The organism is Pseudomonas sp. HT11 (assembly GCF_044875395.1).
Taxonomy (GTDB): Bacteria; Pseudomonadota; Gammaproteobacteria; order Pseudomonadales; family Pseudomonadaceae; genus Aquipseudomonas.
The window spans coordinates 2,684,571-2,708,143 of record NZ_CP173217.1 but is presented as its reverse complement, the minus strand read 5'-3'; the positions used below and the strand labels follow the sequence as shown (position 1 = coordinate 2,708,143).

Below are 23,573 nucleotides of genomic sequence, written 5' to 3'. Positions count from 1 at the left end.
TAAAGGAGAGATAAAGCAATTGAAAAAGAACGTTCTTATCATTGGTGCAGGAGGTGTCGCCAAGGTGGTGGCCCACAAGTGCGCGCAGCACAACGACGAACTCGGTCGTATTGCTATCGCGTCGCGCAACATCTCCAAATGCCAGGCCATCATCGACAGCGTCAAGGCCAAGGGTAGCCTCAAGGTGCCCGCCGACATCCAAGCCTTCGCGCTGAACGCCCTGGACGTGGAAGCGACCAAGGCCCTGATCCGCGAGACCGACTCGCAGATCGTCATCAACGTAGGTTCCGCCTTCCTCAACATGTCGGTGCTGCGCGCCTGCATCGATACCGGCGTTGCTTACCTTGACACCGCCATCCACGAAGAGCCGGGCAAGGTCTGCGAGACCCCGCCGTGGTACGGCAACTACGAATGGAACCACCTGCAAGAGTGCAAACAGAAGAACATCACCGCCATCCTTGGCGTGGGCTTCGACCCGGGTGTCGTCAACGCGTATGCCGCGCTGGCGCAGCAACAGCATTTCGACCGCATTGATTCGATCGACATTCTCGACGTCAATGCCGGCAGCCATGGCAAATACTTTGCCACTAACTTCGACCCGGAAATCAACTTCCGCGAATTCACCGGACAGGTGTGGAGCTGGCAGAACAGCCAGTGGACCAGCAACACCATGTTCGAAGTCAAACGCACCGACGACCTGCCGGTAGTCGGCTCGCAAAACCTGTACCTGACCGGCCACGATGAAGTGCACTCGCTGTCGAAAAACCTCGACGTGCCCAACGTGCGTTTCTGGATGAGCTTTGGCGAACACTACATCAACGTGTTCACCGTGTTGAAAAACCTCGGCCTGCTCTCCGAAAAACCGGTCAAAACCGCCGAAGGCCTGGAAGTGGTGCCGTTGAAAGTGGTCAAGGCCGTACTGCCCGACCCGTCTTCGCTCGCCCCTGGCTACACCGGCAAGACCTGCATCGGCGACCTGGTCAAGGGCAGCAAAGATGGCCAGCCGCGTGAAATGTTCATCTACAACGTGGCCGATCACGAAGAAGCCTTTGCTGAAACGGACAGCCAGGGCATCTCCTACACCGCAGGCGTACCACCGGTGGCCGCAGCGCTGCTGGTGGCACGTGGCGAGTGGGACGTGAAGCACATGGCCAACGTCGAGGAGCTGCCGGCTGAGCCGTTCCTCAAAGCGCTGGACGTGATGGGCTTGCCGACTCGGATCAAAGACGAGAACGGTGACCGTGCGTGGGATGCGATTGCCTGAACAGGCGATTGCTGACTGAACAAAAAAATGCGCCCTTAAGGGCGCATTTTTTGTTTGGGCCACATGCAGACCCAGAACCCAATAAAGATTCAAATGTGGGAGCGGGCTTGCTCGCGAATGCAGGGTGTCAGTCAACATATTCGGCACTGACACTCCGCCTTCGCGAGCAAGCCCGCTCCCACATTTTAATTTGTGGCTGTTATTCCCCAGTGGCTTGGCGCACGCAAGCATCGAACAAACACCACACTGTGTGGGAGCTGGCTTGCCTGCGATGGCGATGGACCGGCCAACATAGCCTTCACCGCAAGACCGCTATCGCAGGCAAGCCAGCTCCCACAGTAGATTTGCAGTGGATTTGAGAGGTCGAGTTACTCCAGATTTCTGGCCGAGTTGCTCAGCGCCCGCGAGCACTGCAACAACGCCGGTGCCAGCTGCTTCTCGGCATCTGCCCTACTCCACCGACTGGTCGGCGCCACCACATGCACTGCCGCCACCGGCCGGCCATTGGCGCCGAGCACCGGCGCGCCGATGGTCATGTCGCCGAGGAACAGTTCCTGGCCGTTCACCGCATAACCCTGTTCCCGCACCTGTTGCAGCGACTCAAGAATCTGGTCGACTTCAGTCAGCGTCTGGCTGGTGTGGGCAATGCGCTGGCTGCTCTCAATCAACACCAACGCCTCATCCGTCGGCAACGCGCTCAAATACGCGCGCCCCGAGGCCGTGCAATACATCGGCACCCGCGAGCCAATCGGCATGTGCACCGGCACGAAGCCCGCGCTGACAAACCGCGCGATGTAGGTCATGTCGTAGCCCGCAGGCTCGGTCAGGCACGAGGTTTCGCCGGTCAAGCGCGTCAACTCAGACAGAAACGGGTTGGCCACCTCAATCAACGAATGCGCATCCAAATAACTGAAACCCAACTCCAGCACCCGCGGTGTGAGTTGGTAATGCCGTGTGCGCGAGTGTTTCCGAAGGTAACCCAGGCTCTCGAGGGTAAACACCATGCGCTGAGCTGAGCTTTTGGTCATGCCGGCGGCCTCGGCCACCTCTGCAAGGCTCATGCTGCGGCGCTGGGCGCTGAATGCCTTGAGCACCGACAGGCCTTTTTCCAGGGATTGGTTATGCAAGCTGTTGCGTTCTTCAGACATGGCGGACTCACGGTCAGGTCGATCAGGCGTGGCGATATTCTTACCTCAGATCACAAAAATAGACCACCAAATATCGCATATCGATACGAGCGATTCATTTTGTCGATTTTACAACCCAACATACGATTTATTTGAATCGAAATGGCACAGAGCTTGCGGTTTCATCAGCAACCGCTTGCGGTACTGACGATCCGTTTTCCTTCTGGAGTAACCCGATGAACAGTCTTTCGCCCTTGTTTCGCCGCCTTGCCTTCGGTCTTTGCGCCGCGCTCTGTGTCAGCGCCGTGCACGCAGAGAGTGCGTCCTCGTACAAAGTCGGTGCAACGGCCAGTGGCTCGCCGTTTACCTTCCTGGATATCAAGAGCAACAGCATTCAAGGCGTAATGGTCGATGTGGCCGAGGCCGTCGGCAAGGCTGGCGGGTTTACCAGCCAGATCGAACAGACCAACTTCGCCGCGCTGATCCCCTCTCTCACCTCCGGCAAACTCGACTTCATCGCCGCCGGCATGCTCAAGACCGCAGAGCGCACCAAAGTCGTCGACTTCAGCGCTCCGGTGTATGCCTACGGTGAAGGCCTGATCATCAGTGCCGACGACAACACCGCCTACCCCGATCTCACGCCACTCAAGGACCAAGTGGTCGGCGTGCAAGCCGGCACGGTGTTCTACGACCAACTCAACAAGCTCGGCATCTTCAAGGAAATCCGCACCTACGACTCCATCGGCGAGATGGTCCGCGACCTGTTCTTGGGCCGCATTAAGGCGGCGGTCGGCGACCAGCCGGTCGTCGCCTACCAGATCCGCCAGAAGCTGTTCAAAGGCGTGAAACTCGCCCCCGACTACACACCCACCAACGTCGGCGAAGTGTGCCTGGTGGTACGCAAAGGCGATGCGCAAACCCTCGATCGCCTGAACACCGCGATCGCCAGCATCAAGGCTGACGGCACTCTCGACGCCATCCTCAAGAAGTGGGGGCTTGATACCCAGGTGCGCCCATGAACCCGGCTGAATTCCTGCAAAACGCCCAGGACTTTTTGCCGATCCTGCTGCAAGGCGCGTGGGTGACGATCCAGATCACCGTGCTGTCGTTCCTGCTCAGCAGCGCGATTGGCTTGGTGTTGGCACTGTTCAAGTTGTCGCCGATACGCGCGTTGTCGTGGGCGGCCAGCACCGTGATCAACGTGATCCGTGGTCTGCCGATCATCGTGCAACTGTTCTATATCTACTTCGTGCTGCCGGACATGGGCGTGCACCTCACCGCGTTCTACGCGGGCGTGATCGGCATGGGCATCGCCTACTCGGCGTACCAGGCGGAGAACTTTCGCACCGGCATCATTGCCGTCGAACAAGGCCAGCGCGAAGCCGCCGAAGCATTGGGCATGCGCTCGGTGCTGATGATGCGCCGAGTGATCCTGCCGCAAGCCTTCCGCATCGCCTTGCCGCCCTACGGCAACACCCTGGTGATGATGCTCAAGGACTCATCCCTGGTGTCGACCATCACCGTGGCCGAGATGACCCGCCAGGGCCAGTTGATCGCCTCGTCGACCTTCCAGAACATGACCGTCTACACCCTGGTTGCCCTGCTCTACCTGCTGATGAGCCTGCCGCTGGTGTACGGCCTGCGCCGGATGGAACAGCACTTGGGCCGGAGGAAAAAAGCATGATCTCGATACGCCAACTGCAAAAACATTACGGCAGCCACCGCGTGCTGCACGGCGTCGACCTCGATGTAGCCAAGGGCGAAGTAGTGTGCCTGATCGGCCCGTCGGGCTCGGGCAAATCCACCCTGTTGCGCTGCATCAACGCGCTGGAAGCCTACGACGGCGGCGTTATCACGGTGTTTGGCGAAACCGTGCAGCGCGCTAGCAAGAGCGTGCACGCCCTGCGCAGCCGCATGGGCATGGTGTTCCAGCGTTTCAACTTGTTCCCGCACCGCACGGTGCTGGAAAACGTGATGGAAGGCCCGGTGTACGTCAAAGGCGAGCCACTCAAACAAGCCCGCGAAGAAGCCTTGGTGCTGCTGGAAAAAGTCGGCCTGAGTGCCAAGGCCGACGCCTACCCGGAACAGCTCTCTGGTGGCCAGCAACAACGCGTGGCCATCGCCCGCGCCTTGGCGATGAAACCCGACGCCATGCTGTTTGACGAACCCACCTCGGCACTGGACCCGGAGCTGGTCGGCGATGTGCTGGCGGTGATGCGCACCCTGGCAGATGAAGGCATGACCATGATCGTGGTCACCCACGAAATGGGTTTTGCCCGCGAAGTGGCCGACCGCGTGTGCTTTCTGCACGGCGGCTACATCGTCGAAAGCGGTGCGGCCGAGCAAGTACTCGGCGACCCGCAGCACCCACGCACCCAGGATTTCCTGCGGCGCGTGCTGCACCCCACCGGCAATACGCGGAGCCTGTCATGAAGTCTTTATGGTCAGCGACTGCACCCTCGGTGCTGCCGACACCGGCGTTGAGTGAGTCGGTGAAGGTCGATGTGGCGATTGTGGGCGCGGGTTACACCGGCCTGTCGACCGCCCTGCACCTGGCCGAGCGCGGCGTCAACGTGTGCGTGCTGGAGGCCAACGAGCCCGGCTGGGGCGCATCGGGGCGCAATGGTGGGCAGGTCAACCCGACACTCAAATACGACCCCGAACAGTTGGTGCAGATGTACGGGCCGGAACGTGCCGAACCGTTGATTTCCACGGTATCGAATTCGGCGGACCTGGTATTCAAGTTGATCGAACGCCATCGCATAGATTGCGCGCCGGTGCGCAAAGGCTGGATGCAGGTGTCGTACACGCAAAAAGGCGTGGCCGGGCTGCACGCTCGAGCCGATCAATGGGCGCGTCGCGGCGTACCGGTGCAGCGCTTGGAAGCACGTGACGTGGCGGCGCGCATGGGCAGCGAGGCCTTTGCCGGCGGCTGGCTGGATGGCCGCGCCGGGGCGATTCAACCGTTGGCGTATGCGCGTGGGCTGGTGGGCGCGGCGTTGGCGGCGGATGTGCAAATTCATGGCCACAGCGCCGTGACGGGGTTGCAGCGCCAGGGGTCGGGCTGGCAATTGCAGACAGTTTCTGGCGCACAGGTCACGGCCGATCAGGTGGTGCTGGCTACCAATGGCTACAGCGGCAACCTGTGGCCGGGCATGGCACAAAGTATCTTGGCGGCGAACAGCTTTATTGTCGCCACAAAGCCGTTGAGCGGGCGGGCGGCTGACAGCATCTTGCCGGGGCAGGAAACCGTGTCCACCGCGCAAAGGCTGCTGCTGTACTTTCGCAAGGACAGCCATGGGCGCTTGCTGATGGGCGGGCGCGGCCTGTTCAACGACCCCACATCACCCGCCGATTTTGCGCACCTGGAGCGCTCGCTGGCGTTGCTGTTTCCACAATTGGGGCCGCTGGAATTTGAGTACCGTTGGGCCGGGCGTATCGCAATCACCCGCGACTTCATGCCCCACGTTCACCAACCGGCGCCGGGGCTGACGCTGGCATTGGGGTGCAATGGGCGTGGGATCGCGCTGTGTACCAGCCTGGGGCAGCAATTGGCCGGGCGTTTGTGTGACGGCAACGCGGATTTCGCTTACCCGGTGACGCCATTACAGCGTTTGCCATTGCATGGGTTGCAGCGCTTTTACATTGGAGCGGGCGTGGCTTGGTATAGCTTGTTGGACAGGTTGAACATCAGTTGACGGCCCAGACAGTCTAGAAAACTGTCAACTCTCACAGGTTACCGAACCCGCAAAATCCGTTAGCTTCGCCAGTCGAGAGTCAATCATCGATTGGCTTACCCACTCGGCATGTGCGAAAGGATTCGTCCATGACGTTCCACGAAACCTCAAACCGCAACCCTTCGCCTCTCAAGCCTAAAGGACGAAACCGCTTGGGCATCACCGCCCGCCTGCCGCGCTGGGCGTTCGCGGTGCTTATCGCACTCTGCGGCATCGGCGCTTGCTCCCTCGCCACAGGGTTTTCGCAGGGTTTCAAGACCGCGTTTAGCTCACAGCTCGAAGGTAAAACACACCAACACTTGCCGGGCTTGCGACTCTCGGAAGTTTCCGACAAGGGTTTCAGGTTGTGGCTCGGATAGGGGCTGACTAACCTCTCGTCGTCGCTGCCAAATCAGCGGCCGGATTTGACCGTCCGATTAATTAAAGTACAGCTCGGCCCAAAACCTATTTCAGGCGTTTTTTTCACGCCTGAGGTATCGTGTCGCGGTGGCTGTACGCGGGATACCTTCGGGTATGCCGGATTTCCTTTGATTGCCGGTCGGTCAACCCGCGTACAGCTGCCACCCTCTTCGCTTGACCGCGAATGTTGGCAGCTCCACTCAATCTTAGGACCTTCACCATGATTAAAGACAGCCCCAATCCCCCAGGCCAGCAAGACTTCGACACCAGCACCCTGCACGAAGTGGCCTACCGTGCGATCAATCACTACCTCAATCCCGGCAAACCCATCCCCGAACCCAGCGAAGGCCTTTTCACCGTGCGCGCCGACCTGGGCACCGAAACCTTGCTGGTCAACGCCTCCCAGGACCTGGCGTCCATCTGTGATATTGCCAACCATATGGCCTTTGAAATCGACGGTTCCCAACGCAATGTCGCGCTGGGTATCTGCCGGATGCTCGAAGGGGTGCAACTGCTGGTGGACAAGGCACTGAACGTGGCCCACCCGACGGCTTGAGATGGACGAGATAGAGCGCCTGAGCTATCTTCGGGCGCTCTATCGACAGACCCGGAACAGGAAGTTACCGCTTGAGCACCTCGCCCCTACTGCGAAGCCGCACCTTCGCTCTCTTCGCTGGCATCGCCTTTATTGCCGTGGACCAACTGGTCAAACTGCTGGCCTTGGTTTCGCTGCATGCCAACAGTTTCAAAATCGGCTCTAACCCCATCAACCTGGCGCTGGAACTGAGCCTTAACCCAGGCGCCTTTCTCAGCCTGGGCGCTGCGTTGCCGCCGCAGGTCAAACAACTGATCTTTATCGTCGGCGTGGCCATCGTGGTCGCATGGGCGATGGCGTGGTCGCTGACCCACTGGAACCAGCCGCTGCGCAAAGTCTTACCGCTTTATGCGATTGCCCTGGGCGGTATCGCCAACCTGATCGACCGGGTATTTCGCGACGGGCATGTGGTGGATTACATGGTGCTGAACGTGGGGCCGACGCATACCGGCGTGTTCAATATTGCCGATATTGCGATTACGGCCGGGGCGTTGTTCTTGATGCTCGATTTGTTCGTTAAGCCGCGCAACGCCTAACCAGCAAGGGGATTCAGGGCATCAAAACCCTGAATCCCCAGGCCATCAAAACACCGACCACCCAATCCGCTCACTCAACAATTCCAACGCCTTCATCCCCGCCAGCGAGTTCCCCGCCGCATTCAACTCCGGTGACCACACGCATACGGTGAACTGCCCCGGCACCACCGCGACAATCCCGCCACCTACCCCGCTCTTGCCCGGTAAACCCACGCGATAAGCAAAATTGCCCGCCTCGTCATACAGCCCGCTGGTGGCCATGATCGAGTTGACTTGCTTGGTCTGGCGCGCGGTCAGAATCTGCTCGCCGCTGTGGGCACTCACGCCCTGGTTGGCGAGGAAACTGAAGGCCCTGGCCAAGTCCAGGCAGCTCATTTGCAATGCGCAGTAGTTGAAGTAGCTGTGCAGCACTGCGTCCACGTCGTTGTGGAAGTTGCCGAAGGCTTTCATCAGGTAGGCCATGGCCGCGTTGCGTGCACCGTGCTGCGCTTCGGACTCGGCGACAACGCTGTTGACCAAAATCTGCGGGTTGCCCGACAGGCGCCGCACGAAGTCGCGCATCGACAGGATCGGCACGGCGAAGCGCGATTGGTTGATGTCGCAGATCACCAGCGCGCCAGCGTTGATGAACGGGTTGCGCGGGCGGCCGCGTTCGAATTCCAGCTGCACCATGGAGTTGAACGGTTGCCCCGACGGTTCGTGGCCCAGGCGTTCCCAGATGGTTTCGCCGCCGTGGTCGATGGCCTGCACCAGGCTGAACACCTTGGAAATGCTCTGCACCGAAAACAGCGTGTCGGCGTCACCGGCGCAGTAGGCCGAGCCATCGTTGCCGTACACGGCGATACCGAGTTGATTGGCGGGCACATCGGCCAGTGCGGGGATGTAGTCGGCGACTTTGCCCTGGCCGATCAGTGGACGAACTTCGTCGAGGATCGACTCGAGCAACGCCTGCATGTCTTGTCCGGTCATTGTTTCTTTGAATCAGTGATAAGCGGGGCGCGCAGGATACCTGAAACGCGCCGCTCAGGTGGCGCACTAGAGAACGTGAAGCCCGGCATCGTCGCGCCAATACATCAGCGACTCGTACTGGAACGACAGCAAGAAACAGGCATCACACCTCGCGGCCAGTTGCTCCATCAACGCCCTTACATCAGCCAATGGATCGGCATCCTCGGGAACTGGCCCTTTGATGCGCAGATAACCTCGGGTGGCCACTGTAAACGCCAGATCGTGCAGACCCTGTGCGCGAATAGCCGGATCCTCCACTTCATAGAAGCCACTCAGGCAAAGGCCCGACTCAAAGCGAGCCTCTAGCGACTGTTCATTCTGGGCCAGCTCAACGCCGCCTACAGCGTTTACCGCGTCGGCCAAATGCGCCATGGACATTCGCGTGTCAGCTTCAAGATGAATATCAAGCCCCATGAGGTGCAGCCTCCAACTTCGCACAGAGGCGCACAGCGTCGCTCTCGTCGGCATTGGCGTCGAGAAAGATCAAATCCTCAGACAGCCCCGAGGCCGATGAAATACCCACCACGAAATCACGCCTTGTTACGCCGGCCAAGGCCTTTATGAATAGCACCAATTGGGTGATTTGAGCGCGGCCTGCATGGTGCAAAGGAAGATTGAGCCCGATAAACCAATCGCTCAGGTCATCAGGCGCCATGCCTGGGGCACGCTCGTGTACTTGATTTACCAGCACAGCGGAAAATGGCGCCCAGTCGAGGGTCAATGTGCGAAAGGCATCGACCAACACGGGCTCAATGGTTTCGTTGTCAGCACCATCGACGTAACAATAAAGCGTCTGCATGCTGTGCATCCCGGGTCTGCGAGTGGCGAGTCTAACGCGACCGCGGCGGATGCGGATCAATCCGGTTGGCCAGCAGGTTTTTTACGTTGTCGAAAATCTACGTGCTCGGGTCGTTTTCCAACAAGGTGACATAGCGTTCCATAAGGTGTGCATGGGTCACTTCCGGGTAGGGATCGCTCGCCAATCAAAGTAGTCCAATAGCCCGTACACTGCACCGCTGCGCTTACTCGACGAGGACTTTTGCATGAAATTGATGATTGGCTTGGCCGCCCTGTTGCTGGTATCGGCCTGCTCGACTCACTCGCCCACCGCTGCACCGGCGCAGGACTCTGCCGCATCCACGTGCCTGGCGGGCGGTGGCACGATGAGGCAGGTCGGCAAGTTGCAGAGCTGGAAGTGCATCACGCCGTACAAGGATGCGGGCAAGGCGTGCACGGATTCGAGCCAATGCCAGGGTGAGTGCCAGACCAGTGTGACCACGCAATCGGGCAACGGCCCGGTAGCGGGTACGTGCCAGGTGGACAACAGTCACTTCGGCTGCTCGGCGACGGTGGAGAAAGGCAAGCTGGGCCGGGCAATTTGTGTGGATTGATGGGCGCCGCCGAAACAATGTGGGAGCGGGCTTGCCTGCGATGAGGGCGTGTCAGCTGACATTAATGTTGCTGAGCCACCGCTATCGCAGGCAAGCCCGCTCCCACAGTTTTACCCTGTACACGTCAAAAGTGCGCCACGTCGGATATCTGCTCATCGAGCAGATCCCGCGCCAGTGCCCATGCCTGGTCCCTGGACTCTACTACCAGCAGCGGGTAGCCCCAGGCTTTGCCGAACATTACGGCAAATGGCTTGAGGGCCAGGCGTTGGGCGGCACTGGGTTCTACCTGGATCATGCCTTTGACGAAAGTGCGCAGCGCCTGTTTGTTTTTCTTCATCCAGATCGAGGCTTGCTTGCGCTGCTCGTGGGAGTGCTCGTGGTTGTTTTCGTCCACGGATTTTTCGTGCAGCAGCAAGAACGCCTGCTCTCTGGCCAACAGCCCTTCAAAGACCACAAAGGCATCTTCCGGGCCGCCTTCGTTGGGCGCGTCGAAGACGATTTTCACCACGGGGAACGTTGTACTGTCGAGTCGCATGGCACAGCTCCTGAATGAGAGTAGATCTCACTATAGTGACCACGCCACTGGACGGCATTGCACAGAATAGCCAGACTGTTTCGCAATTCAGCCAAGCTGCGAACTCACCATGAAGCACCACCGCCTCGATCTGCATCATCCCTCGATGTCCAAGGATGCCGACCTGTTCCCGCGTGCGGTGGTGGCCGTGCGTGCCAGCAGCACCAGCGAACGCTGGGAGCACGCGCCGCATTCGCATCGCAAGGGCCAACTGATGTACACCCTGCGCGGGGTGATTCACTGTCAGATCGAGGCCGGTATCTGGATCGTGCCGCCCCAATGCGCGCTGTGGATTCCCGGTGGCCTGCCGCACGCCGCGAGGGGTTCAGGTGAGGCCGAGGTCTATTGCCTGTTGATCGACCCCGACGTCAGCGGCGCCCTGCCCGCGCAATGCTGCACCCTGGCCGTGTCGGGCCTGTTGCATGAGTTGATCGGCAAGGCGGTGAGTTTCCCGCAGCTGTATGACGAAGACGGCGCCCAGGGGCGTTTGATCAACACGCTGCTCGATGAACTGGCCCAAGCACCGGTCGAAGCCCTGCATTTGCCCATGCCCCAGGACCTGAGGCTGCGACGCCTGGCGGAAAGTTTGCTGGCCGATCCCAGCGACAAGGCGACCCTCGGCCAATGGGCCGTGCGCATCGGCATGAGCGAACGCAGCATGACGCGCTTGCTGTTGGAGGAGCTGGGCCTGAGTTTCGGGCGCTGGCGCAGGCAGTTGCATGTGATCCTGTCCCTGCAGCGCCTGGCCAAGGGTGAAAGCGTGCAGCGCGTGGCGCTGGACCTGGGCTATGAAAACGCCAGCGGTTTTATCACCATGTTCCGCAAGGCGGTGGGCCAGCCGCCGGCCCGTTACCTGGCGGACCGCGCCGGGGCGTCGAGCCCCACGCCGGCAGCCATTTCGATGCACCCGGGCGCATGATCAGCGCTGCACCGGGACCCGGATATCCCCGCTGCGGCACTGAGTCTTCACGCTCGCGGGGCAACCGGCAAAGCGCAATTCCTTGGTCAGGCACACGCGCACTTCGGACAACACCTTGCCCTTGCAGATCACGGCCATGCCATGGTCGCCCATGGCCGGGTTGCTCTGGCGAAACAGCTGTTCGATGTCGCGCGCGTCCAGGTAATTGGGCACATTGAACGGCTGCAATTGCTGCGGGATCTGCACTGTCGCCAGCGCCGCGTCCGTCGCGTCCAGATAGCGCGACGCATCCAGGCCGCTGCACGTGCCGTGCTTGGACCATTCATGTTTAAGCAGCGCGCGCGTGGGGAATATCAAAGCGCCCTTGGCCAGCTCCTGCGCCGACAACCGCGATTGCGGGTCACACGACGCCGGCCACCCGCCTTTCGCGTATTGCGGCCATAGCCCATGCAAGACAAACCCATAGCCCTTGCCGGAGCATTGTTGGTTGTCCGGGTGCGTGAGGCAAAACGTCGGCGACCACGACAGTGACAGCAGGTAAAAATCAAAATCTCCCGCGGGCCGCTGCTCGCGTGGCGCCGCTTGCGCCACCAGGCTGGCCAGCACCAGCCACAGCGCTATCCAGGCTGTCTTGTAGTTCATCCATCTGTTCCTTGAAAAAATAAGCGCCACGCACCGCAGGACAGTTACTCGGGGCGGTTGGGATTGCGCTGCAGTACCTTGTCCAGAACCCGATCGGTCTTCAGCGCCTCGATCGCCAGCGAAGGATGCTCGGCCTCGCCACGAATGTGCGCGTTCATCGCCAGCACATGGTGCCACTGGATATGCGCATGACAAGGCACTTCGAGCACTTCGTCGACTTCACCTTCAAGGCGCAATGGCTGGTCTTCGAACACGGCAAAGGTGATGCGGCCCCGGCTGCCGATCAGCTCGACGCGGTCTTCGCGGCGGTCCGCGACAAAGTTCCAGCAGCCCATGCCCAGCGCGCCGGAACCGAAGGTCCAGCAGGCCGTCACCGCATCTTCGGCGGCATATTCCCCGGCTTGTCGGGCGGTAAACCCGGTGACTTCGACGATATCGCCGGCCAGAAACTGAAACAGGTCAAACCCGTGACTGGCGAGGTCAGCAAAGTAGCCGCCACCGGCAACAGCCGGGTCGGTACGCCAATTGGTGGCGCTGGCGTCCGCGGCGGCCGGTGGCTTGCTCAAGGTCCAGATCACTTGGCGCAATTCACCGATGCGCCCGTCCCGCAGCCAGTCACGCACCTGCTGAAAGCGCGGCAGCGAGCGGCGGTAGTACGAAACAAACAAGTGCAACCCGGCGCGTTCGAAGGTGCGCTGCATCAACGCGCTTTGCTCGGCGTTGAGGGCCATGGGTTTCTCGACACAGCAATGTTTGCCGGCCGCCGCCACCATCAGGCTGTATTCGAGGTGGCTGTCGGGCGGTGTCGCGATGTACACCGCGTCCACTTCAGGGTCGTCGATCAGGGCCTGGGCGTCGGTATAGAAGCGCGCAATGCCGTGGCGTGCCGCATAATCGCGCACCGCCTCCTCGCGACGCCCCATCACGGCCACCAGCGCAGAACCTGGCGCTTTGTAGAAAGCGGGTCCACTCTTCAATTCAGTGACACTGCCACAACCGATCATGCCCCAACGTACGGTAGTCATCTGTTCTCCTCGTCGGTTTTCATCAATCGGTCAGTATCCACATCCCCACCCGTGCGCGCCATAAGCACTTAGCATGACAATTGCATTACACTTTTGTGACACTCATCCCGCTGCGGGGGCACACACGATGAAAATAAGGGCCACGGTCATTTGCGAACACGAGGGGCATATCCTCTTCGTGCGCAAGGCCAGATCGAAATGGGCGTTGCCCGGCGGCAAGGTCGAGCGTGATGAGCGCCCGGTCGGCGCGGCCGAACGCGAGCTGGAAGAAGAAACCGGATTGAACGTGGACGGTTTGCTGTACTTGCAGGAGTTAAAGGCCCGCGACACCGTGCACCACGTGTTCGAAGCCTCAGTGGTGAATATCGCCGATGCGCGGCCCTGCAACGAGATCGTCGATTGCCGCTGGCACGCCTATGGCGCCCTGGACGAACTGGACACCACCGACGCCACCCGCCACATCGTCAAATCCTTCCTACGCCGCTTGTAATTCCGCGCTCTGCCCGCTGTCCAGCACACCGCTTCACCACGCCATTCGCTTTCTGCCGTTCGACAAAGGATTTGACGAACGCGGCAGCGGCTGCATGCGCCACCAGAACCGCGCGAGAACCGCCAAACCGCGCAGATTGGAAAGATGGGCCTGTTAGCCTGGGAGCCTTGCGCGGTCAAAAATGTGGGAGCGGGCTTGCTCGCGAAGGCGGTGTGTCAGTCAATGGATTCGTACCTGATCCACCGCCTTCGCGGGCAAGCCCGCTCCCACATTGGGTTTACCTACAATCAGGTGGACCGCAACACGCCGCCGCACGGCGAAGAAGCGCTTTTGTGGTAACCACTCGCGCACAGCAGGAAAACCCAAAGGCCTGTTTCTTTTCAGCAGCCGGCATATGCAACTCTCGAAGGTGGTCGTGAGTGCATAACGGCTCAAGAGCGCGGTTTATTCCCCGCTACCTGGGGAAGTTTCTCGCGGCTTTTGGCCTGCCCGCGCTGGTATAACGCTTCGACCAGTTTCTGCCGTTCCTCCTGCGGCAGATTGCTCGCGAACTGCGCCAGGGTGGTGTCCACCAAGGCCCGCAGCGCTGCGTCGGCCTCACGCGCCTTGGCCAGTTCCGTCACCAGCACTTCGCGATCGAGGGTCGGCGCTTCCAGCTGTTTGATCACGCCCAGCCGCGCTTCGCGACCGGCCATGATCAGCGGTTGGCTGTCGGCACGGTTCTGGCGCAGTAACTGGCGCAATTCCTTGCGCCGCTCTGCCGGCAATTTGATCATCGCCTGGCGCAAACCGTGCTGGTTGACCACCGCCTCAGCGGGCTGGGGTGTGGCCATCCAGTGGTAGAGGCCGCCACCCACGCCGCCGATCAAAAACACGTTGAGCAGCACCGAGACAAGCAACCACGGTTTAAGGGATTGTGGGGTCATTGCTCAGTTTCCTCGGCGTTGACGGTGAAGACGACGTCGGCATCGCCCTGATCGAAGACGCTGGGCAGCACTTCGGATGACAGCATCGGCAGCGGCACACTCAGCGACGCCACCAGCACCCCGGCGGCGATGCCGGCAATGCCCACGCCCACCAGGCCGGCGGGCGACAGCCAGTTGGCGTAACGCGACCAGAACGACGCCCGTCGCGGTGCAGACTCACGGATCTGACGCGCCAGCGCCGGGTCGGCGAATGCCAACTGATGGCTGTCCAACTGCCCATCCAGCCAGCTGGCCTCACGCAATACCTCACGGGCGTGGACATTGCCGCTGTCGAGCAGCGCCTGGGCGGGCGCCTGTTCAGCCAGAGGCCAGCGGTGCAGGCTGGCCCCGTAGGCGTCAGCCAGGTGCGCAAATCGTTCAGGTGTCATGATTTTCCCCTTCCTGGGCGGGCAAGCCCGGGTGTGTCGGCAAGTTGACTGCGCAACTGGCGTCGGGCCCGCGACAGCAGGCTCTCCAGTGCCTCGACGCTGATGTTCATCAGGGCCGCGGCGTCGATATTCGACAGCTTCTGGTAGTACTGCAACACAATGGCTTCGCGCTGACGCTCGGGCAAGGTCGCCAAGGCGGCGGCCATCCTTGCGCTGCGATCGGCCGTTTCCAACTGCTCATCCGGGGACGGCGCGCTGTCAGCCAGCTCGAGCACCTCGTCTTCGTTCAACGGGCGCTCCTTGCGCCGACGCAAACGGTCGTGGCACAGGTTGAGTGCCACGCGGTGCAGCCAAGTGTCGAAACGCGCTTCGCCAGGCCGCCAGTTGGCCGCCTGGCGCCAGATGCGCAGGAAACTTTCCTGGGCCACGTCCTTGGCCTCGTCGGCATCCCCGAGGATCCGACTGGCGAGCGCGAGCAAACGCGGAAGCTTGCGCGTCACCATTTCGTTGACGGCGGCGGGCTCGTTGTTGCTGATACGCACCAGTAGCTCAACGTCCGGATCAGTGTCTTTCAATCGGGTGGTTCTCAATGCACTGGCTAAGGTTCAGGGTTCAGCGGATCCAATGACCTTCGCGCCAGTACCAGTTCGGGCCACGGGATTCCCAGTGCCCGGGTTCCCAACGGGCGTTGCGCACCACGTGCTGCCAGTGGCCCGGCACCCAGGCATACGCGCCGTGCGTCCATTGCCAGTGGCCACGGTCCCAGACAAAGCCTGGGCGTTCGGCGGGAATCACCTCAACGCGCTCCGCCGGTGGCGCCTGGCGGATGATCACTTCGGTTTGGGCAAAGGTGGGGGTGCTGACAAGCGCGGCAAACGCCAGCGGGACCAGCAAGGCATAGCGCAATTTGGCCAGTGGATTCATGGCAACTCCTTCATACGGCGAACGAAAATGTTTGCTGCTGATGGGTTGAACGGCGGGGTAGGAAAAATCCGTCGCGAGAAATACGACATTTTTCTCGACGGTGGTTAAGGCGAGTATTACTCAGGGGTTGGTGGCGCTTGATGAAATGTTTGAAAGCATGACGACGGATTTGTGCTGGTGGCGGCGTTCAAGGTGTAACGCAATGCACACCATGAGGAAATAACCATGTCTCGTCGCCTGACCATGCTTGTCGCCGCCCTGCTGATCGCCAGCCTCAGCGGCTGTGTGATCCTGCCGGAACACCGGCATTGCTGCTGGCGCTACTACGGCGCTGTGTCCACGCCCAGCAGCACCGTCAATAGCTAACCGACTGCCGCAAAGCCACGACGCCCGGCTTTGAGCTCGGTGCGCAGTTCGCCAATCAGGTTTGCGATGGAACGGACGCTGTCCAGACCTTGGGGCGACACCCGGGTCAGCAACAGGTCGACACGCCCGGACGCCGGTTCAAATACGCTGATGCGCAGCGAGCCGTCGCTGTTGAGGCTGCATTCACACACAAGCGGCAGGAAGCCCGAGGCCATGATGCGGTTGAGTTCGGTGATCGACATCATGACAAGCCCCCGTCCTTGGGTTCTACCCTGTAGGTGCATTGCATCCAGCATAGATATGCTTTTGCCGAGCACTGAACAATTAATTCAAAAGTGATACCTGCGCCGCATTTTGCCCTGTGGACGCTGGCGCCCTGGCGCCAAAAACCCAGCATGCGACCTCTCGTCCGCTGCGTTGGCAAGCGCTTGACTCTGCACGGCATTCACAAGACGCTCTTGGCTCTTTGCCATCATCCAGAGCCGTCCGCCATGAGCATCGATCCCCCAAAATTGCCCGACAGTGATGTGTACAAAACGCTGCTGGAATCGACCAAGGCCATTCCCTGGCGCATCGATTGGCAGACCATGACGTTCAGTTACATCGGCCCGCAGATCGAAGCACTGCTGGGCTGGACCCCGCAAAGCTGGGTCAGCGTGGACGACTGGGTCGAGCGCATGCACCCGGATGACCGTGATTACGTGGTGAACTTCTGCGTATCGCAATCGCGCGCCGGCGTTGACCACGAGGCCGATTACCGCGCGCTGACGGCAAGCGGTGACTACGTGTGGATTCGCGATGTGGTGCATGTGGTGCGCAACGGCGATGAGGTTGAAGCGTTGATCGGCTTCATGTTCGATATCAGCGAGCGCAAGAAGACCGAAGAACACTTGATTCGCCTGCAAAAACAACTGGAGGAATATTCCTTCCAGGACGGCCTCACCGGCATTGCCAACCGCCGCATGTTCGACACCGTGCTGGAACGCGAATGGGCCAGTGCCCAGCGCAGCCAGTTGCCGCTGTCGTTGATCATCCTCGATATCGATTTTTTCAAGCAGTACAACGACCACTACGGCCACATCAAAGGCGACGAAGCCTTGCGCCAGGTAGCGCGCACCTTGTCGCTGGCGGCTAATCGGCCACGGGATTTCATTGCACGGATCGGCGGCGAGGAGTTTGTGTGGCTGCTGCCGGAGACTGACGCGGCGTCGGCCAGGCAAGTGGCGCGGCGCTGCCTGCACCTGATCTGCCAACAACAGATCGAACATGGCTTTTCAGCGGTTTCCAAGCTGCTGACCCTGAGCCTGGGCGTTGGTACGCACCTGGTGACGCCCAACAGCAACCTGCTCGGGTTTGTCGAGTCAGTCGATAAGTTGCTGTACAAGGCCAAACATAACGGGCGTATGCGGGCAGAGTTTGCCGACGGTGAAGTTTGACGCCGACGTCAAATTGCGGGCAAAAAAAATCCCAAGTAGCTGATGGAAACTTGGGATTTAAAATTGCATAAACCGTGGGAGGTGAACGCCCGGCTATAGTAACGATTGTAAAAACCTGTAACAAGAGAATTTTAATCCTTTCGTCGGATTGAAAACGCCGTAAGTCATTCAATAACCACACATTTTTTAAGGAGGACGAGGTTATAAATGCCACTTTTTGGTGCAAGTTACGCTTATATATCCTTATATTAAAAAAGGGTATGGATCACAGGGGGGCGACACTGTTGGACGATTGCCCGTTTAACTGCTGGCATGTATCGCGAAGTTCCAGACTGTTGGACGACGCCGCACTGGCGACACGCTCCACTTGCCTGCAAAGCGCCAAACGCTCGGCCGCCTCGACCCGCTCCCGGTCGACCAGGGCATTGAGCCGCATGAAATAGCCACCCAATAACACCGCGACGCACAGCACCCCGATCGCAAAGTAGCGAAAGCCGTAGGACGCTGGGGGTTCTGTCGGGTTCATGACACTAAGGCACCCTGCTCTTCTCGTATCGGACGTCGTCGCCCTCTAGCCGATCAACCATCGACCAGCCCAACCGCTGGTAAAACCCGTTGGCACGGATTTCATCGCGGCCATCGGTGATCAAAAACAACCGTTCATGCTGTTCAAACAGAGCCGCTTCAGCCACCGCCATCAAGCGGCGGCCCAAGCCTTGGCCTTCGTAGCCAGGCTGTACGAACATCGCAAACACCTCACCTGCGGCCCGGTCGACCATGGAAAAGGCGGCGGGCCGGCCCTCCACCTCGGCGATCCACACACAGGGCGCTGCACGAATGCTGTCCGCCAGCACCTGCGGGGTAATCCCCAGCGCGGTCATCTGTTCGCGGCTCAAATGGTTTTGCACCACCGAGGTGCGGATAGCGAAGAGCGTGTCGATATCATCCGGCGTCGCCACGCGTATCAGCATTTGCATACGGGCCTCCTGTTGAAGGGCGCAATTGTATGCACATAGAAACATAAGCATTGTCGTGGATTTGTAAAAAGCCCAGCCGGCAGGTGTATAGAGGCGGTGTCGAGCCCTACAGGCATACACCCGCTTTAACTACACGGCATTCGCCTGCTGCTGACGACGATACTGCCCCGGCGCGATGCCATGCGCCTTGCGGAAGCAGCGCGAAAAGTACGCCTCATCGGTAAACCCGCAGCGCTGGGCGATCACGCCGATCATTTGCGCGCTGTTGAGCAACAAAGTGCGCGCCAATTGCATGCGGCGATCCAGCACCAGTTGCGAAAAGGGTTTGCCGGTTTCCTTGCGCAACAAATGGGTGAGGTAGTTGGGCGAGAGGAAGGCAGCGGCGGCAGCCTCCGTCAGGTTGAGGGTTGGCTCGTGCAGATGCTCGCGAATGTAGCCCTGCACCCGCGCCAGGGCGTCCTTGCGCCCGCGCCGGGTCGCGTTAGTGGCGGCAAATGCCTGCAGCGGTTCGGCGTACTGCTCGCAGACCAGGCCGATCAGTTGGAAGAGATAGCCTTTTAACCGCTCACGGGCGCCGAAGGTGCGTTGGGCGTCCAGGGTGCGCATGTGCGCGAGCCAGGTTTTGACTTCGTCGAAGGCCGCATCGTCGAGGATGAAATCCAGCTGCTCCTGAAAGCGAAACGGCGACAACTCCGGCGCTTGGCCGATGGGAATGTCTTCCAGGTCCAGCGGGTCGCAGGTCAGCTGCGGCAGGAAAAACGCCTGGCTGAAGTTAATCAGCATGAACTCGCCGTCTTCGGGGTGGGGAATTACATGCAGGCGATGGGGCAGGATAAACGCCAGCGCCTTGTGCGGAAACGGCCGCACCGCGCCGCCGATATGCTGCACGGTGTCGCCGCCCAGGTTGATCTGGATCTGAAAATATTCATGCCGATGCGGGCTGGTCAGCGCCGCCCGCCCGCGCTTGTCGCGGATATAAAAGTCGGGGCGGTCGCTGCGTTGTTCCATGCCATAGGTGGTGACGCGGGTGCCTGGCATAACGAAATCTCGGATGGCCTGGGCCCCACTGTAGCCTCAACCCTGGCCGAGGGTGAAGCTCAGCTCGCCAACGCCGTCGATGCCGGCAGTAACCACATCGCCCGGCTGCAGCGCGCCCACGCCGGCAGGGGTGCCGGTAAAGATCAGGTCGCCGGCCTTGAGTGCGACGGATTGCGAGGCATAGCTGATCACTTCACTGACCGACCAGATCAAGTCGGCCAGGTCGCCAACCTGGCGCTGTTCGCCATTGACCTTCAGCCAGATTTTGCCGGTAGACGGGTGTCCCACCGCACTCACGGGTTGCAACGCGGTGCTGGGCGCCGACTCATCAAAGGCTTTGGCCCATTCCCACGGACGCGCGAGCTTTTTCGCCTGGGCCTGCAGGTCGCGGCGGGTCAGGTCGATGCCGACGCCGTAACCCCAGACGTGGGAAAGCGCGTCTTCAGGGCTGATGTTTACTCCGCCTTTTGCGATGGCCACCACCAGCTCCACTTCATGGTGAAGATCAGCGGTCAGCGGCGGATAGGCAATCACGCCCTCGGCCGGCACCACCGCGTCAGCCGGTTTCATGAAGAAGAACGGCGGCTCGCGATCCGGATCATGCCCCATCTCGCGGGCATGTTCGCTGTAGTTGCGGCCCACACAGAACACGCGGCGCAGCGGAAAACGCGCCGCGCTGCCGTGAATGGCCAGGGATGGGGTGGGTTCAGGGGTAATTACATAATCGGTCATGGCCTGCGCCTCTTGGTTTGCCTGGCGCCAGTATGACGAGGCGTGCCAGGGCAAAGTTGGACAGGCTGACGCAGATTTTGCACTGGCCGGTGCAGGTTAACCGGTTATTTGCGCGCGACCTTATAGCGCAGGCAATCCTGGTAAAAGCTCTGGCGAATCGCCTCGGGCTTGAGCCGGGAACGGCTGTCGTAAGTCTGCTCGGTGATGCCCATGGCCATCATGCGCATCCACGATTTGTTGAACTTGATCGTCTGGATCTTTTGCCGCGCGGCGTACAGCGACACGCCCGACAGCTTGAGTTCCTGAGCCCTGGCCGCCGTGCCGGCGCCCCAGCTGCACATGTACTTGTCACGCTCGCGCAGCTCCCGTGCCTGCACGGCAGCCGCGCCGCCCGCCAATGAGCAGGCGATCAGCATGATTCCAACAGTGCGCATGTGCTTCCTCACCTAACCACCTGAAAATAAAAGTGATTCTGGCGAGAATTTTGTTACAAAGGGGCCATTAAATTGCCTTATCTGCCTTTCACCATTGATAGGTCGCACTCGCCTGCACCGTGCGCTGCGAGCCATACCAGCACCACGAATAGGAATAGCAGGACGCCACGTATTCCTTGTTCGCCAGGTTAGTTGCGTTCAGCGCCAGGCGCAGGTTGTCCTTAGGGTTGGCGATGTTCGGGATGTCGTAGTGCACCGCCGCATCGATCAAGGTGTAGCCCGGCACTTTCAGGGTATTGGCGGTATCGCCCCAGGACGAACCGACATAGCGCGCCCCCGCGCCAACGCCAAAGCCCTTGAGTTGACCGTCGTGGAAGGTGTAGTCGGCCCACGCCGAGGCGGTGTGGCGCGGTACACCGTAGGTGGTGGTGCCCTCAACCGGAATCGCCGGGCCTATACCTTTATCCGTGAGTGGCGCGTACTGCACGGTGCTATTGGACTTGCTGGCGCGGTTATCCAGGTAGGCGTAGGCGGCGGTGATGTCCAGGTTATCGTTAAGGCTGGCCTTGCCTTCCAGCTCGAAACCACGCGACTGTTGTTCGCCATCCTGGATGCTGCAGCGGCCGTTGCCACACAGATGGTTCGGGTCCGGGTCCAGGGTCGGCACGTTGCTCTGGCGCAGGTCGAAAATCGCCGCGGTAATAAAGCTGTTGCTGCCCGGCGGCTGGTACTTGATGCCGATTTCATACTGCTTGCCTTCGGTCGGCTTGAACACCGAACCGCCGTAACCCGTGCCCGATTGCGGGTTGAACGACTCCGCATAGCTGGCATACGGCGCCAGGCCATTATCGAACAGATAGACCACGCCGACGCGGCCGGTAAACGCCTTGCTGTCCAGCGACGACTTGCTCTTGGCGCCGGTCTGGAGGGTTTTGGTGGTGCTGTCGGTGCTGGCCCAGTCATAACGACCGCCGAGCAACAACACCCATTTGTCCCACTTCATTTGCTCCTGCAGGTACGCCCCGGTCTGCTCGCTGCGTGAGGTGGCATCGGTGGCGAATGCCGGCGTGACCACGGGCGCGCCGTAGACCGGCTCGAAGATGTCCAGGTCCGGCCCCTTGCCGTAACCGGCCTTGGTGTCGGTGCTGGTGTTCTGGTAGTCGAGGCCCATCAACAGCGTGTGCTGCAGCGGCCCGGTGTCGAATTTGGCCTGCACCTGGTTGTCGAGGGTGTAGGCGTCCATGTCGACATCAGTGGCGATGGTCGAGCGGTTGGAAGTGCGGTAATCGGCCTGCAGGTTGCTGTTGTAAATACTGCGGTAGATGCCTTCGGCGCGCAGGTAACGCGCGTTCTGGCGCACGGTCCAGACATCGTTGAAGTGATGCTCGAAGGCGTAGCCGACGGAGTAGTACTCGCGGTCGCTCTTCTCGAAGTTTTTCTCGCCGTCGTAGAAATCCACGTCGATCTTGCGCCCGGTGGGGCTGCGCAACACCGAGCCCCAAGCGGGAATAGAACCGTAGGACGCGCCTTTGGGGTCCTTCTGGAAATGCCCGAGCAGGGTCAGCGAGGTGTCCTCGTCCGGGCGCCAGGTGAAGGCGCTGGACAGCGACTGGCGACGGGTTTCGGTGTGTTCGACTTGGCCATCGGCATCATCGAACAGCCCCGCCACCCGGTAGGAATACACGCCCTGCTCGTCCATCGGGCCGCTGAGGTCAAAGGTGGTGCGCTTCTTGTTGAAGGTGCCGTACTCGACGCCGACTTCATGAAACGGCGTATCCAGCGGGCGCTTGGTGACCATGTTGATCACCCCGCTCGGCGTGCCCTGCCCGTACAGCACCGACGCCGGGCCGCGCAGCACTTCGACGCGCTCCAGGTCAAAGGCGTCTTTCTGCGGCAAGGCATCACGGCTCGACGGCATGCGCAAGCCATCGAGGTAGGTGGCCGGGGCGAAGCCGCGGATGGTCAACTGGTCGAGGCGCGAGGCCGTGGCGCCACGGGTTTCCGGGACCACGGCGGCGCTGTAGCGCAGGATCTGGTTAAGGCTTTCGGCGTTCTGCGCGCGCATCTGGTCCTTGGTGACCACGGAGATCGACTGCGGGGTTTCGATCAGCGCGGTGTCGGTCTTGGTGCCCGACAGGCTGCGAGTGGCCACATAACCGATCACCGGCCCGGTGGGGCTTTCACTCTGGTAGGCACCGCTGATGGTGGTGGCCTGTAGCTCCATGGCGCCGCCGTTCTCCGGGATGGCTTCCAGGCGGTAGCGTTCGGCGGAGATCTTCAGCGCCTGCAAGCCGCTGCCGGCGAGCAGTTGGGTGAGTGCCACGTCGGTGTCGTATTGCCCACTCAAGCCGTTGCTGTGCTTGCCGCGCGTCAAGCTTGCATCGAATGCCAGTACCAGGCCCGCCTGCTCGGCCAGGCTATTGAGCGCTCGGCTCAGGTCGCCGGCGGGAATCGAGAAACGGCGCGACGCGCTGCTGCTTTCTTCGGCGAACGAGGACTGGATCGTCAGCAACGGCACGGCGGCGAAGGCAAACGCCACTGACAGGGCCAGTGGATGCAAGGGACGAGCAAGGCGCGACATGGGAAATCCTGCGTAATAGAGGTT

At 60.6% G+C, this 23,573-nt stretch carries 31 protein-coding genes; 13 read left to right on the top strand and 18 right to left on the bottom strand.

Features of this window, described 5'->3' with window-relative positions; genetic code table 11:
• The first annotated feature begins 19 nt into the window (after positions 1–19).
• Positions 20–1,264, top strand: a complete 1,245-nt coding sequence (locus tag ABWL43_RS12550; protein ID WP_145164524.1) for a saccharopine dehydrogenase family protein — start codon at positions 20–22, stop codon at positions 1,262–1,264.
• Between the two features lie 368 nt (positions 1,265–1,632).
• On the opposite strand, the gene ABWL43_RS12545 is transcribed toward ABWL43_RS12550, so the two are convergent.
• Positions 1,633–2,412 (bottom strand): IclR family transcriptional regulator, encoded by a 780-nt coding sequence (locus ABWL43_RS12545; protein ID WP_145164526.1) that lies wholly within the window; start codon positions 2,410–2,412, stop codon positions 1,633–1,635.
• A 215-nt stretch (positions 2,413–2,627) separates the two neighbouring features.
• On the opposite strand from ABWL43_RS12545, the gene ABWL43_RS12540 reads away from it, so the two are divergent.
• From ABWL43_RS12540 to ABWL43_RS12510, 7 genes are all read left to right on the top strand, one after another.
• Positions 2,628–3,410, top strand: a complete 783-nt coding sequence (locus ABWL43_RS12540) for an ABC transporter substrate-binding protein (protein ID WP_404487940.1) — start codon at positions 2,628–2,630, stop codon at positions 3,408–3,410.
• A complete protein-coding gene (locus tag ABWL43_RS12535; protein ID WP_369302370.1) occupies positions 3,407–4,075 on the top strand; it encodes an amino acid ABC transporter permease in 669 nt (222 codons plus the stop codon). Before ABWL43_RS12540 ends, ABWL43_RS12535 begins: the two co-directional genes overlap by 4 nt.
• Positions 4,072–4,824 carry an amino acid ABC transporter ATP-binding protein gene (locus ABWL43_RS12530; RefSeq protein ID WP_404487939.1) on the top strand — a complete coding sequence of 251 codons (753 nt, stop codon included), beginning with the start codon at positions 4,072–4,074 and terminating at the stop codon, positions 4,822–4,824. The genes ABWL43_RS12535 and ABWL43_RS12530 overlap by 4 nt, the downstream gene beginning before the upstream one ends.
• On the top strand, positions 4,821–6,089 hold the full coding sequence (locus ABWL43_RS12525) for an NAD(P)/FAD-dependent oxidoreductase (protein WP_404487938.1): 1,269 nt from the start codon (positions 4,821–4,823) through the stop codon (positions 6,087–6,089). Before ABWL43_RS12530 ends, ABWL43_RS12525 begins: the two co-directional genes overlap by 4 nt.
• Before the next feature lie 128 nt (positions 6,090–6,217).
• On the top strand, positions 6,218–6,487 hold the full coding sequence (locus tag ABWL43_RS12520) for a hypothetical protein (RefSeq protein WP_404487936.1): 270 nt from the start codon (positions 6,218–6,220) through the stop codon (positions 6,485–6,487).
• 260 nt (positions 6,488–6,747) lie between these two features.
• Complete coding sequence (locus ABWL43_RS12515) at positions 6,748–7,083, top strand: DUF6124 family protein (RefSeq protein WP_404487934.1); 336 nt, start codon at positions 6,748–6,750, stop codon at positions 7,081–7,083.
• A 71-nt stretch (positions 7,084–7,154) separates the two neighbouring features.
• Positions 7,155–7,658 (top strand): signal peptidase II, encoded by a 504-nt coding sequence (locus ABWL43_RS12510; protein ID WP_404487932.1) that lies wholly within the window; start codon positions 7,155–7,157, stop codon positions 7,656–7,658.
• A 45-nt stretch (positions 7,659–7,703) separates the two neighbouring features.
• On the opposite strand, the gene glsB is transcribed toward ABWL43_RS12510, so the two are convergent.
• The 3 genes from glsB to ABWL43_RS12495 all read right to left on the bottom strand — a co-directional run bounded on the left by glsB (position 7,704) and on the right by ABWL43_RS12495 (position 9,465).
• Complete coding sequence (glsB, locus tag ABWL43_RS12505; RefSeq protein WP_145164673.1) at positions 7,704–8,612, bottom strand: glutaminase B; 909 nt, start codon at positions 8,610–8,612, stop codon at positions 7,704–7,706.
• An 81-nt stretch (positions 8,613–8,693) separates the two neighbouring features.
• Positions 8,694–9,080 carry a hypothetical protein gene (locus ABWL43_RS12500; RefSeq protein ID WP_404487930.1) on the bottom strand — a complete coding sequence of 129 codons (387 nt, stop codon included), beginning with the start codon at positions 9,078–9,080 and terminating at the stop codon, positions 8,694–8,696.
• Positions 9,070–9,465, bottom strand: a complete 396-nt coding sequence (locus ABWL43_RS12495) for a hypothetical protein (protein ID WP_242197425.1) — start codon at positions 9,463–9,465, stop codon at positions 9,070–9,072. Before ABWL43_RS12495 ends, ABWL43_RS12500 begins: the two co-directional genes overlap by 11 nt.
• A 244-nt stretch (positions 9,466–9,709) precedes the next feature.
• On the opposite strand from ABWL43_RS12495, the gene ABWL43_RS12490 reads away from it, so the two are divergent.
• A complete protein-coding gene (locus ABWL43_RS12490; RefSeq protein ID WP_145164548.1) occupies positions 9,710–10,057 on the top strand; it encodes a hypothetical protein in 348 nt (115 codons plus the stop codon).
• 124 nt (positions 10,058–10,181) lie between these two features.
• On the opposite strand, the gene ABWL43_RS12485 is transcribed toward ABWL43_RS12490, so the two are convergent.
• A complete protein-coding gene (locus ABWL43_RS12485) occupies positions 10,182–10,592 on the bottom strand; it encodes a hypothetical protein (protein WP_262206343.1) in 411 nt (136 codons plus the stop codon).
• A 109-nt stretch (positions 10,593–10,701) separates the two neighbouring features.
• Between ABWL43_RS12485 and ABWL43_RS12480 the strand changes: the two genes are divergently transcribed.
• Positions 10,702–11,550: an AraC family transcriptional regulator gene (locus tag ABWL43_RS12480; protein WP_404487927.1), complete on the top strand. Its 849-nt coding sequence runs from the start codon at positions 10,702–10,704 to the stop codon at positions 11,548–11,550.
• Here the strand turns inward: ABWL43_RS12480 and ABWL43_RS12475 are convergent, their stop codons facing one another.
• Entirely contained in the window at positions 11,551–12,192 is a 642-nt protein-coding gene (locus tag ABWL43_RS12475) for a ribonuclease (RefSeq protein WP_404487925.1), read from the bottom strand.
• Positions 12,193–12,236: 44 nt separating this feature from the next.
• Positions 12,237–13,217: a Gfo/Idh/MocA family protein gene (locus ABWL43_RS12470; RefSeq protein ID WP_145164557.1), complete on the bottom strand. Its 981-nt coding sequence runs from the start codon at positions 13,215–13,217 to the stop codon at positions 12,237–12,239.
• 127 nt (positions 13,218–13,344) lie between these two features.
• Here ABWL43_RS12470 and ABWL43_RS12465 point away from each other — a divergent pair, with 127 nt between their 5' ends.
• Positions 13,345–13,707, top strand: a complete 363-nt coding sequence (locus tag ABWL43_RS12465; RefSeq protein WP_145164559.1) for an NUDIX hydrolase — start codon at positions 13,345–13,347, stop codon at positions 13,705–13,707.
• Between the two features lie 431 nt (positions 13,708–14,138).
• Here the strand turns inward: ABWL43_RS12465 and ABWL43_RS12460 are convergent, their stop codons facing one another.
• The 4 genes from ABWL43_RS12460 to ABWL43_RS12445 are packed head-to-tail and all read right to left on the bottom strand — an operon-like array spanning position 14,139 to position 15,985.
• Positions 14,139–14,633, bottom strand: coding sequence for a periplasmic heavy metal sensor (locus tag ABWL43_RS12460; protein ID WP_404487923.1), 495 nt, complete (start codon positions 14,631–14,633; stop codon positions 14,139–14,141).
• Positions 14,630–15,061, bottom strand: a complete 432-nt coding sequence (locus ABWL43_RS12455; protein WP_404487921.1) for a hypothetical protein — start codon at positions 15,059–15,061, stop codon at positions 14,630–14,632. Before ABWL43_RS12455 ends, ABWL43_RS12460 begins: the two co-directional genes overlap by 4 nt.
• Complete coding sequence (locus tag ABWL43_RS12450; protein ID WP_404487919.1) at positions 15,058–15,636, bottom strand: RNA polymerase sigma factor; 579 nt, start codon at positions 15,634–15,636, stop codon at positions 15,058–15,060. Before ABWL43_RS12450 ends, ABWL43_RS12455 begins: the two co-directional genes overlap by 4 nt.
• A 37-nt stretch (positions 15,637–15,673) precedes the next feature.
• The gene (locus ABWL43_RS12445) at positions 15,674–15,985 is read right to left on the bottom strand and encodes a YXWGXW repeat-containing protein (protein ID WP_242197447.1); all 312 of its coding nucleotides are present in this window, start codon (positions 15,983–15,985) and stop codon (positions 15,674–15,676) included.
• Between the two features lie 225 nt (positions 15,986–16,210).
• Here ABWL43_RS12445 and ABWL43_RS12440 point away from each other — a divergent pair, with 225 nt between their 5' ends.
• The gene (locus tag ABWL43_RS12440) at positions 16,211–16,351 is read left to right on the top strand and encodes a hypothetical protein (RefSeq protein ID WP_178119734.1); all 141 of its coding nucleotides are present in this window, start codon (positions 16,211–16,213) and stop codon (positions 16,349–16,351) included.
• Here ABWL43_RS12440 and ABWL43_RS12435 read toward each other — a convergent pair.
• Positions 16,348–16,596 carry a DUF1652 domain-containing protein gene (locus ABWL43_RS12435; protein WP_145164569.1) on the bottom strand — a complete coding sequence of 83 codons (249 nt, stop codon included), beginning with the start codon at positions 16,594–16,596 and terminating at the stop codon, positions 16,348–16,350. The genes ABWL43_RS12440 and ABWL43_RS12435 overlap by 4 nt on opposite strands.
• Positions 16,597–16,842: 246 nt before the next feature.
• On the opposite strand from ABWL43_RS12435, the gene ABWL43_RS12430 reads away from it, so the two are divergent.
• Positions 16,843–17,787 (top strand): GGDEF domain-containing protein, encoded by a 945-nt coding sequence (locus ABWL43_RS12430; protein WP_404487918.1) that lies wholly within the window; start codon positions 16,843–16,845, stop codon positions 17,785–17,787.
• A 265-nt stretch (positions 17,788–18,052) separates the two neighbouring features.
• Here the strand turns inward: ABWL43_RS12430 and ABWL43_RS12425 are convergent, their stop codons facing one another.
• From ABWL43_RS12425 to ABWL43_RS12400, 6 genes are all read right to left on the bottom strand, one after another.
• Positions 18,053–18,313 (bottom strand): hypothetical protein, encoded by a 261-nt coding sequence (locus tag ABWL43_RS12425; RefSeq protein WP_404487916.1) that lies wholly within the window; start codon positions 18,311–18,313, stop codon positions 18,053–18,055.
• Between the two features lie 4 nt (positions 18,314–18,317).
• Positions 18,318–18,764: a GNAT family N-acetyltransferase gene (locus tag ABWL43_RS12420; RefSeq protein ID WP_404487915.1), complete on the bottom strand. Its 447-nt coding sequence runs from the start codon at positions 18,762–18,764 to the stop codon at positions 18,318–18,320.
• A gap of 129 nt (positions 18,765–18,893) precedes the next feature.
• A complete protein-coding gene (locus ABWL43_RS12415; RefSeq protein WP_262206334.1) occupies positions 18,894–19,802 on the bottom strand; it encodes an AraC family transcriptional regulator in 909 nt (302 codons plus the stop codon).
• Between the two features lie 36 nt (positions 19,803–19,838).
• Entirely contained in the window at positions 19,839–20,534 is a 696-nt protein-coding gene (locus ABWL43_RS12410) for a fumarylacetoacetate hydrolase family protein (protein WP_242197462.1), read from the bottom strand.
• Between the two features lie 104 nt (positions 20,535–20,638).
• Positions 20,639–20,968, bottom strand: coding sequence for a hypothetical protein (locus tag ABWL43_RS12405; RefSeq protein WP_404487913.1), 330 nt, complete (start codon positions 20,966–20,968; stop codon positions 20,639–20,641).
• A gap of 88 nt (positions 20,969–21,056) precedes the next feature.
• On the bottom strand, positions 21,057–23,549 hold the full coding sequence (locus ABWL43_RS12400) for a TonB-dependent siderophore receptor (protein WP_404487912.1): 2,493 nt from the start codon (positions 23,547–23,549) through the stop codon (positions 21,057–21,059).
• Between the last annotated feature and the right edge of the window lie 24 nt (positions 23,550–23,573).

Excerpts from the sequence above, each read along its gene's own strand:
- ABWL43_RS12530 (WP_404487939.1), top strand. The coding sequence starts at position 4,072 with ATGATCTCGATACGCCAACTGCAAAAACATTACGGCAGCCACCGCGTG.
- ABWL43_RS12520 (WP_404487936.1), top strand. The coding sequence starts at position 6,218 with ATGACGTTCCACGAAACCTCAAACCGCAACCCTTCGCCTCTCAAGCCT.
- ABWL43_RS12425 (WP_404487916.1), bottom strand. The coding sequence starts at position 18,313 with ATGAACCCGACAGAACCCCCAGCGTCCTACGGCTTTCGCTACTTTGCG.
- ABWL43_RS12460 (WP_404487923.1), bottom strand. The coding sequence starts at position 14,633 with ATGACCCCACAATCCCTTAAACCGTGGTTGCTTGTCTCGGTGCTGCTC.
- ABWL43_RS12440 (WP_178119734.1), top strand. The coding sequence starts at position 16,211 with ATGTCTCGTCGCCTGACCATGCTTGTCGCCGCCCTGCTGATCGCCAGC.
- ABWL43_RS12415 (WP_262206334.1), bottom strand. The coding sequence starts at position 19,802 with ATGCCAGGCACCCGCGTCACCACCTATGGCATGGAACAACGCAGCGAC.
- glsB (WP_145164673.1), bottom strand. The coding sequence starts at position 8,612 with ATGCAGGCGTTGCTCGAGTCGATCCTCGACGAAGTTCGTCCACTGATC.
- ABWL43_RS12410 (WP_242197462.1), bottom strand. The coding sequence starts at position 20,534 with ATGACCGATTATGTAATTACCCCTGAACCCACCCCATCCCTGGCCATT.
- ABWL43_RS12455 (WP_404487921.1), bottom strand. The coding sequence starts at position 15,061 with ATGACACCTGAACGATTTGCGCACCTGGCTGACGCCTACGGGGCCAGC.
- ABWL43_RS12405 (WP_404487913.1), bottom strand. The coding sequence starts at position 20,968 with ATGCGCACTGTTGGAATCATGCTGATCGCCTGCTCATTGGCGGGCGGC.
- ABWL43_RS12540 (WP_404487940.1), top strand. The coding sequence starts at position 2,628 with ATGAACAGTCTTTCGCCCTTGTTTCGCCGCCTTGCCTTCGGTCTTTGC.
- ABWL43_RS12435 (WP_145164569.1), bottom strand. The coding sequence starts at position 16,596 with ATGATGTCGATCACCGAACTCAACCGCATCATGGCCTCGGGCTTCCTG.
- ABWL43_RS12535 (WP_369302370.1), top strand. The coding sequence starts at position 3,407 with ATGAACCCGGCTGAATTCCTGCAAAACGCCCAGGACTTTTTGCCGATC.
- ABWL43_RS12475 (WP_404487925.1), bottom strand. The coding sequence starts at position 12,192 with ATGAACTACAAGACAGCCTGGATAGCGCTGTGGCTGGTGCTGGCCAGC.
- ABWL43_RS12485 (WP_262206343.1), bottom strand. The coding sequence starts at position 10,592 with ATGCGACTCGACAGTACAACGTTCCCCGTGGTGAAAATCGTCTTCGAC.
- ABWL43_RS12465 (WP_145164559.1), top strand. The coding sequence starts at position 13,345 with ATGAAAATAAGGGCCACGGTCATTTGCGAACACGAGGGGCATATCCTC.
- ABWL43_RS12445 (WP_242197447.1), bottom strand. The coding sequence starts at position 15,985 with ATGAATCCACTGGCCAAATTGCGCTATGCCTTGCTGGTCCCGCTGGCG.
- ABWL43_RS12500 (WP_404487930.1), bottom strand. The coding sequence starts at position 9,080 with ATGGGGCTTGATATTCATCTTGAAGCTGACACGCGAATGTCCATGGCG.
- ABWL43_RS12495 (WP_242197425.1), bottom strand. The coding sequence starts at position 9,465 with ATGCAGACGCTTTATTGTTACGTCGATGGTGCTGACAACGAAACCATT.
- ABWL43_RS12480 (WP_404487927.1), top strand. The coding sequence starts at position 10,702 with ATGAAGCACCACCGCCTCGATCTGCATCATCCCTCGATGTCCAAGGAT.
- ABWL43_RS12515 (WP_404487934.1), top strand. The coding sequence starts at position 6,748 with ATGATTAAAGACAGCCCCAATCCCCCAGGCCAGCAAGACTTCGACACC.
- ABWL43_RS12420 (WP_404487915.1), bottom strand. The coding sequence starts at position 18,764 with ATGCAAATGCTGATACGCGTGGCGACGCCGGATGATATCGACACGCTC.
- ABWL43_RS12525 (WP_404487938.1), top strand. The coding sequence starts at position 4,821 with ATGAAGTCTTTATGGTCAGCGACTGCACCCTCGGTGCTGCCGACACCG.
- ABWL43_RS12400 (WP_404487912.1), bottom strand. The coding sequence starts at position 23,549 with ATGTCGCGCCTTGCTCGTCCCTTGCATCCACTGGCCCTGTCAGTGGCG.
- ABWL43_RS12430 (WP_404487918.1), top strand. The coding sequence starts at position 16,843 with ATGAGCATCGATCCCCCAAAATTGCCCGACAGTGATGTGTACAAAACG.
- ABWL43_RS12470 (WP_145164557.1), bottom strand. The coding sequence starts at position 13,217 with ATGACTACCGTACGTTGGGGCATGATCGGTTGTGGCAGTGTCACTGAA.
- ABWL43_RS12545 (WP_145164526.1), bottom strand. The coding sequence starts at position 2,412 with ATGTCTGAAGAACGCAACAGCTTGCATAACCAATCCCTGGAAAAAGGC.
- ABWL43_RS12490 (WP_145164548.1), top strand. The coding sequence starts at position 9,710 with ATGAAATTGATGATTGGCTTGGCCGCCCTGTTGCTGGTATCGGCCTGC.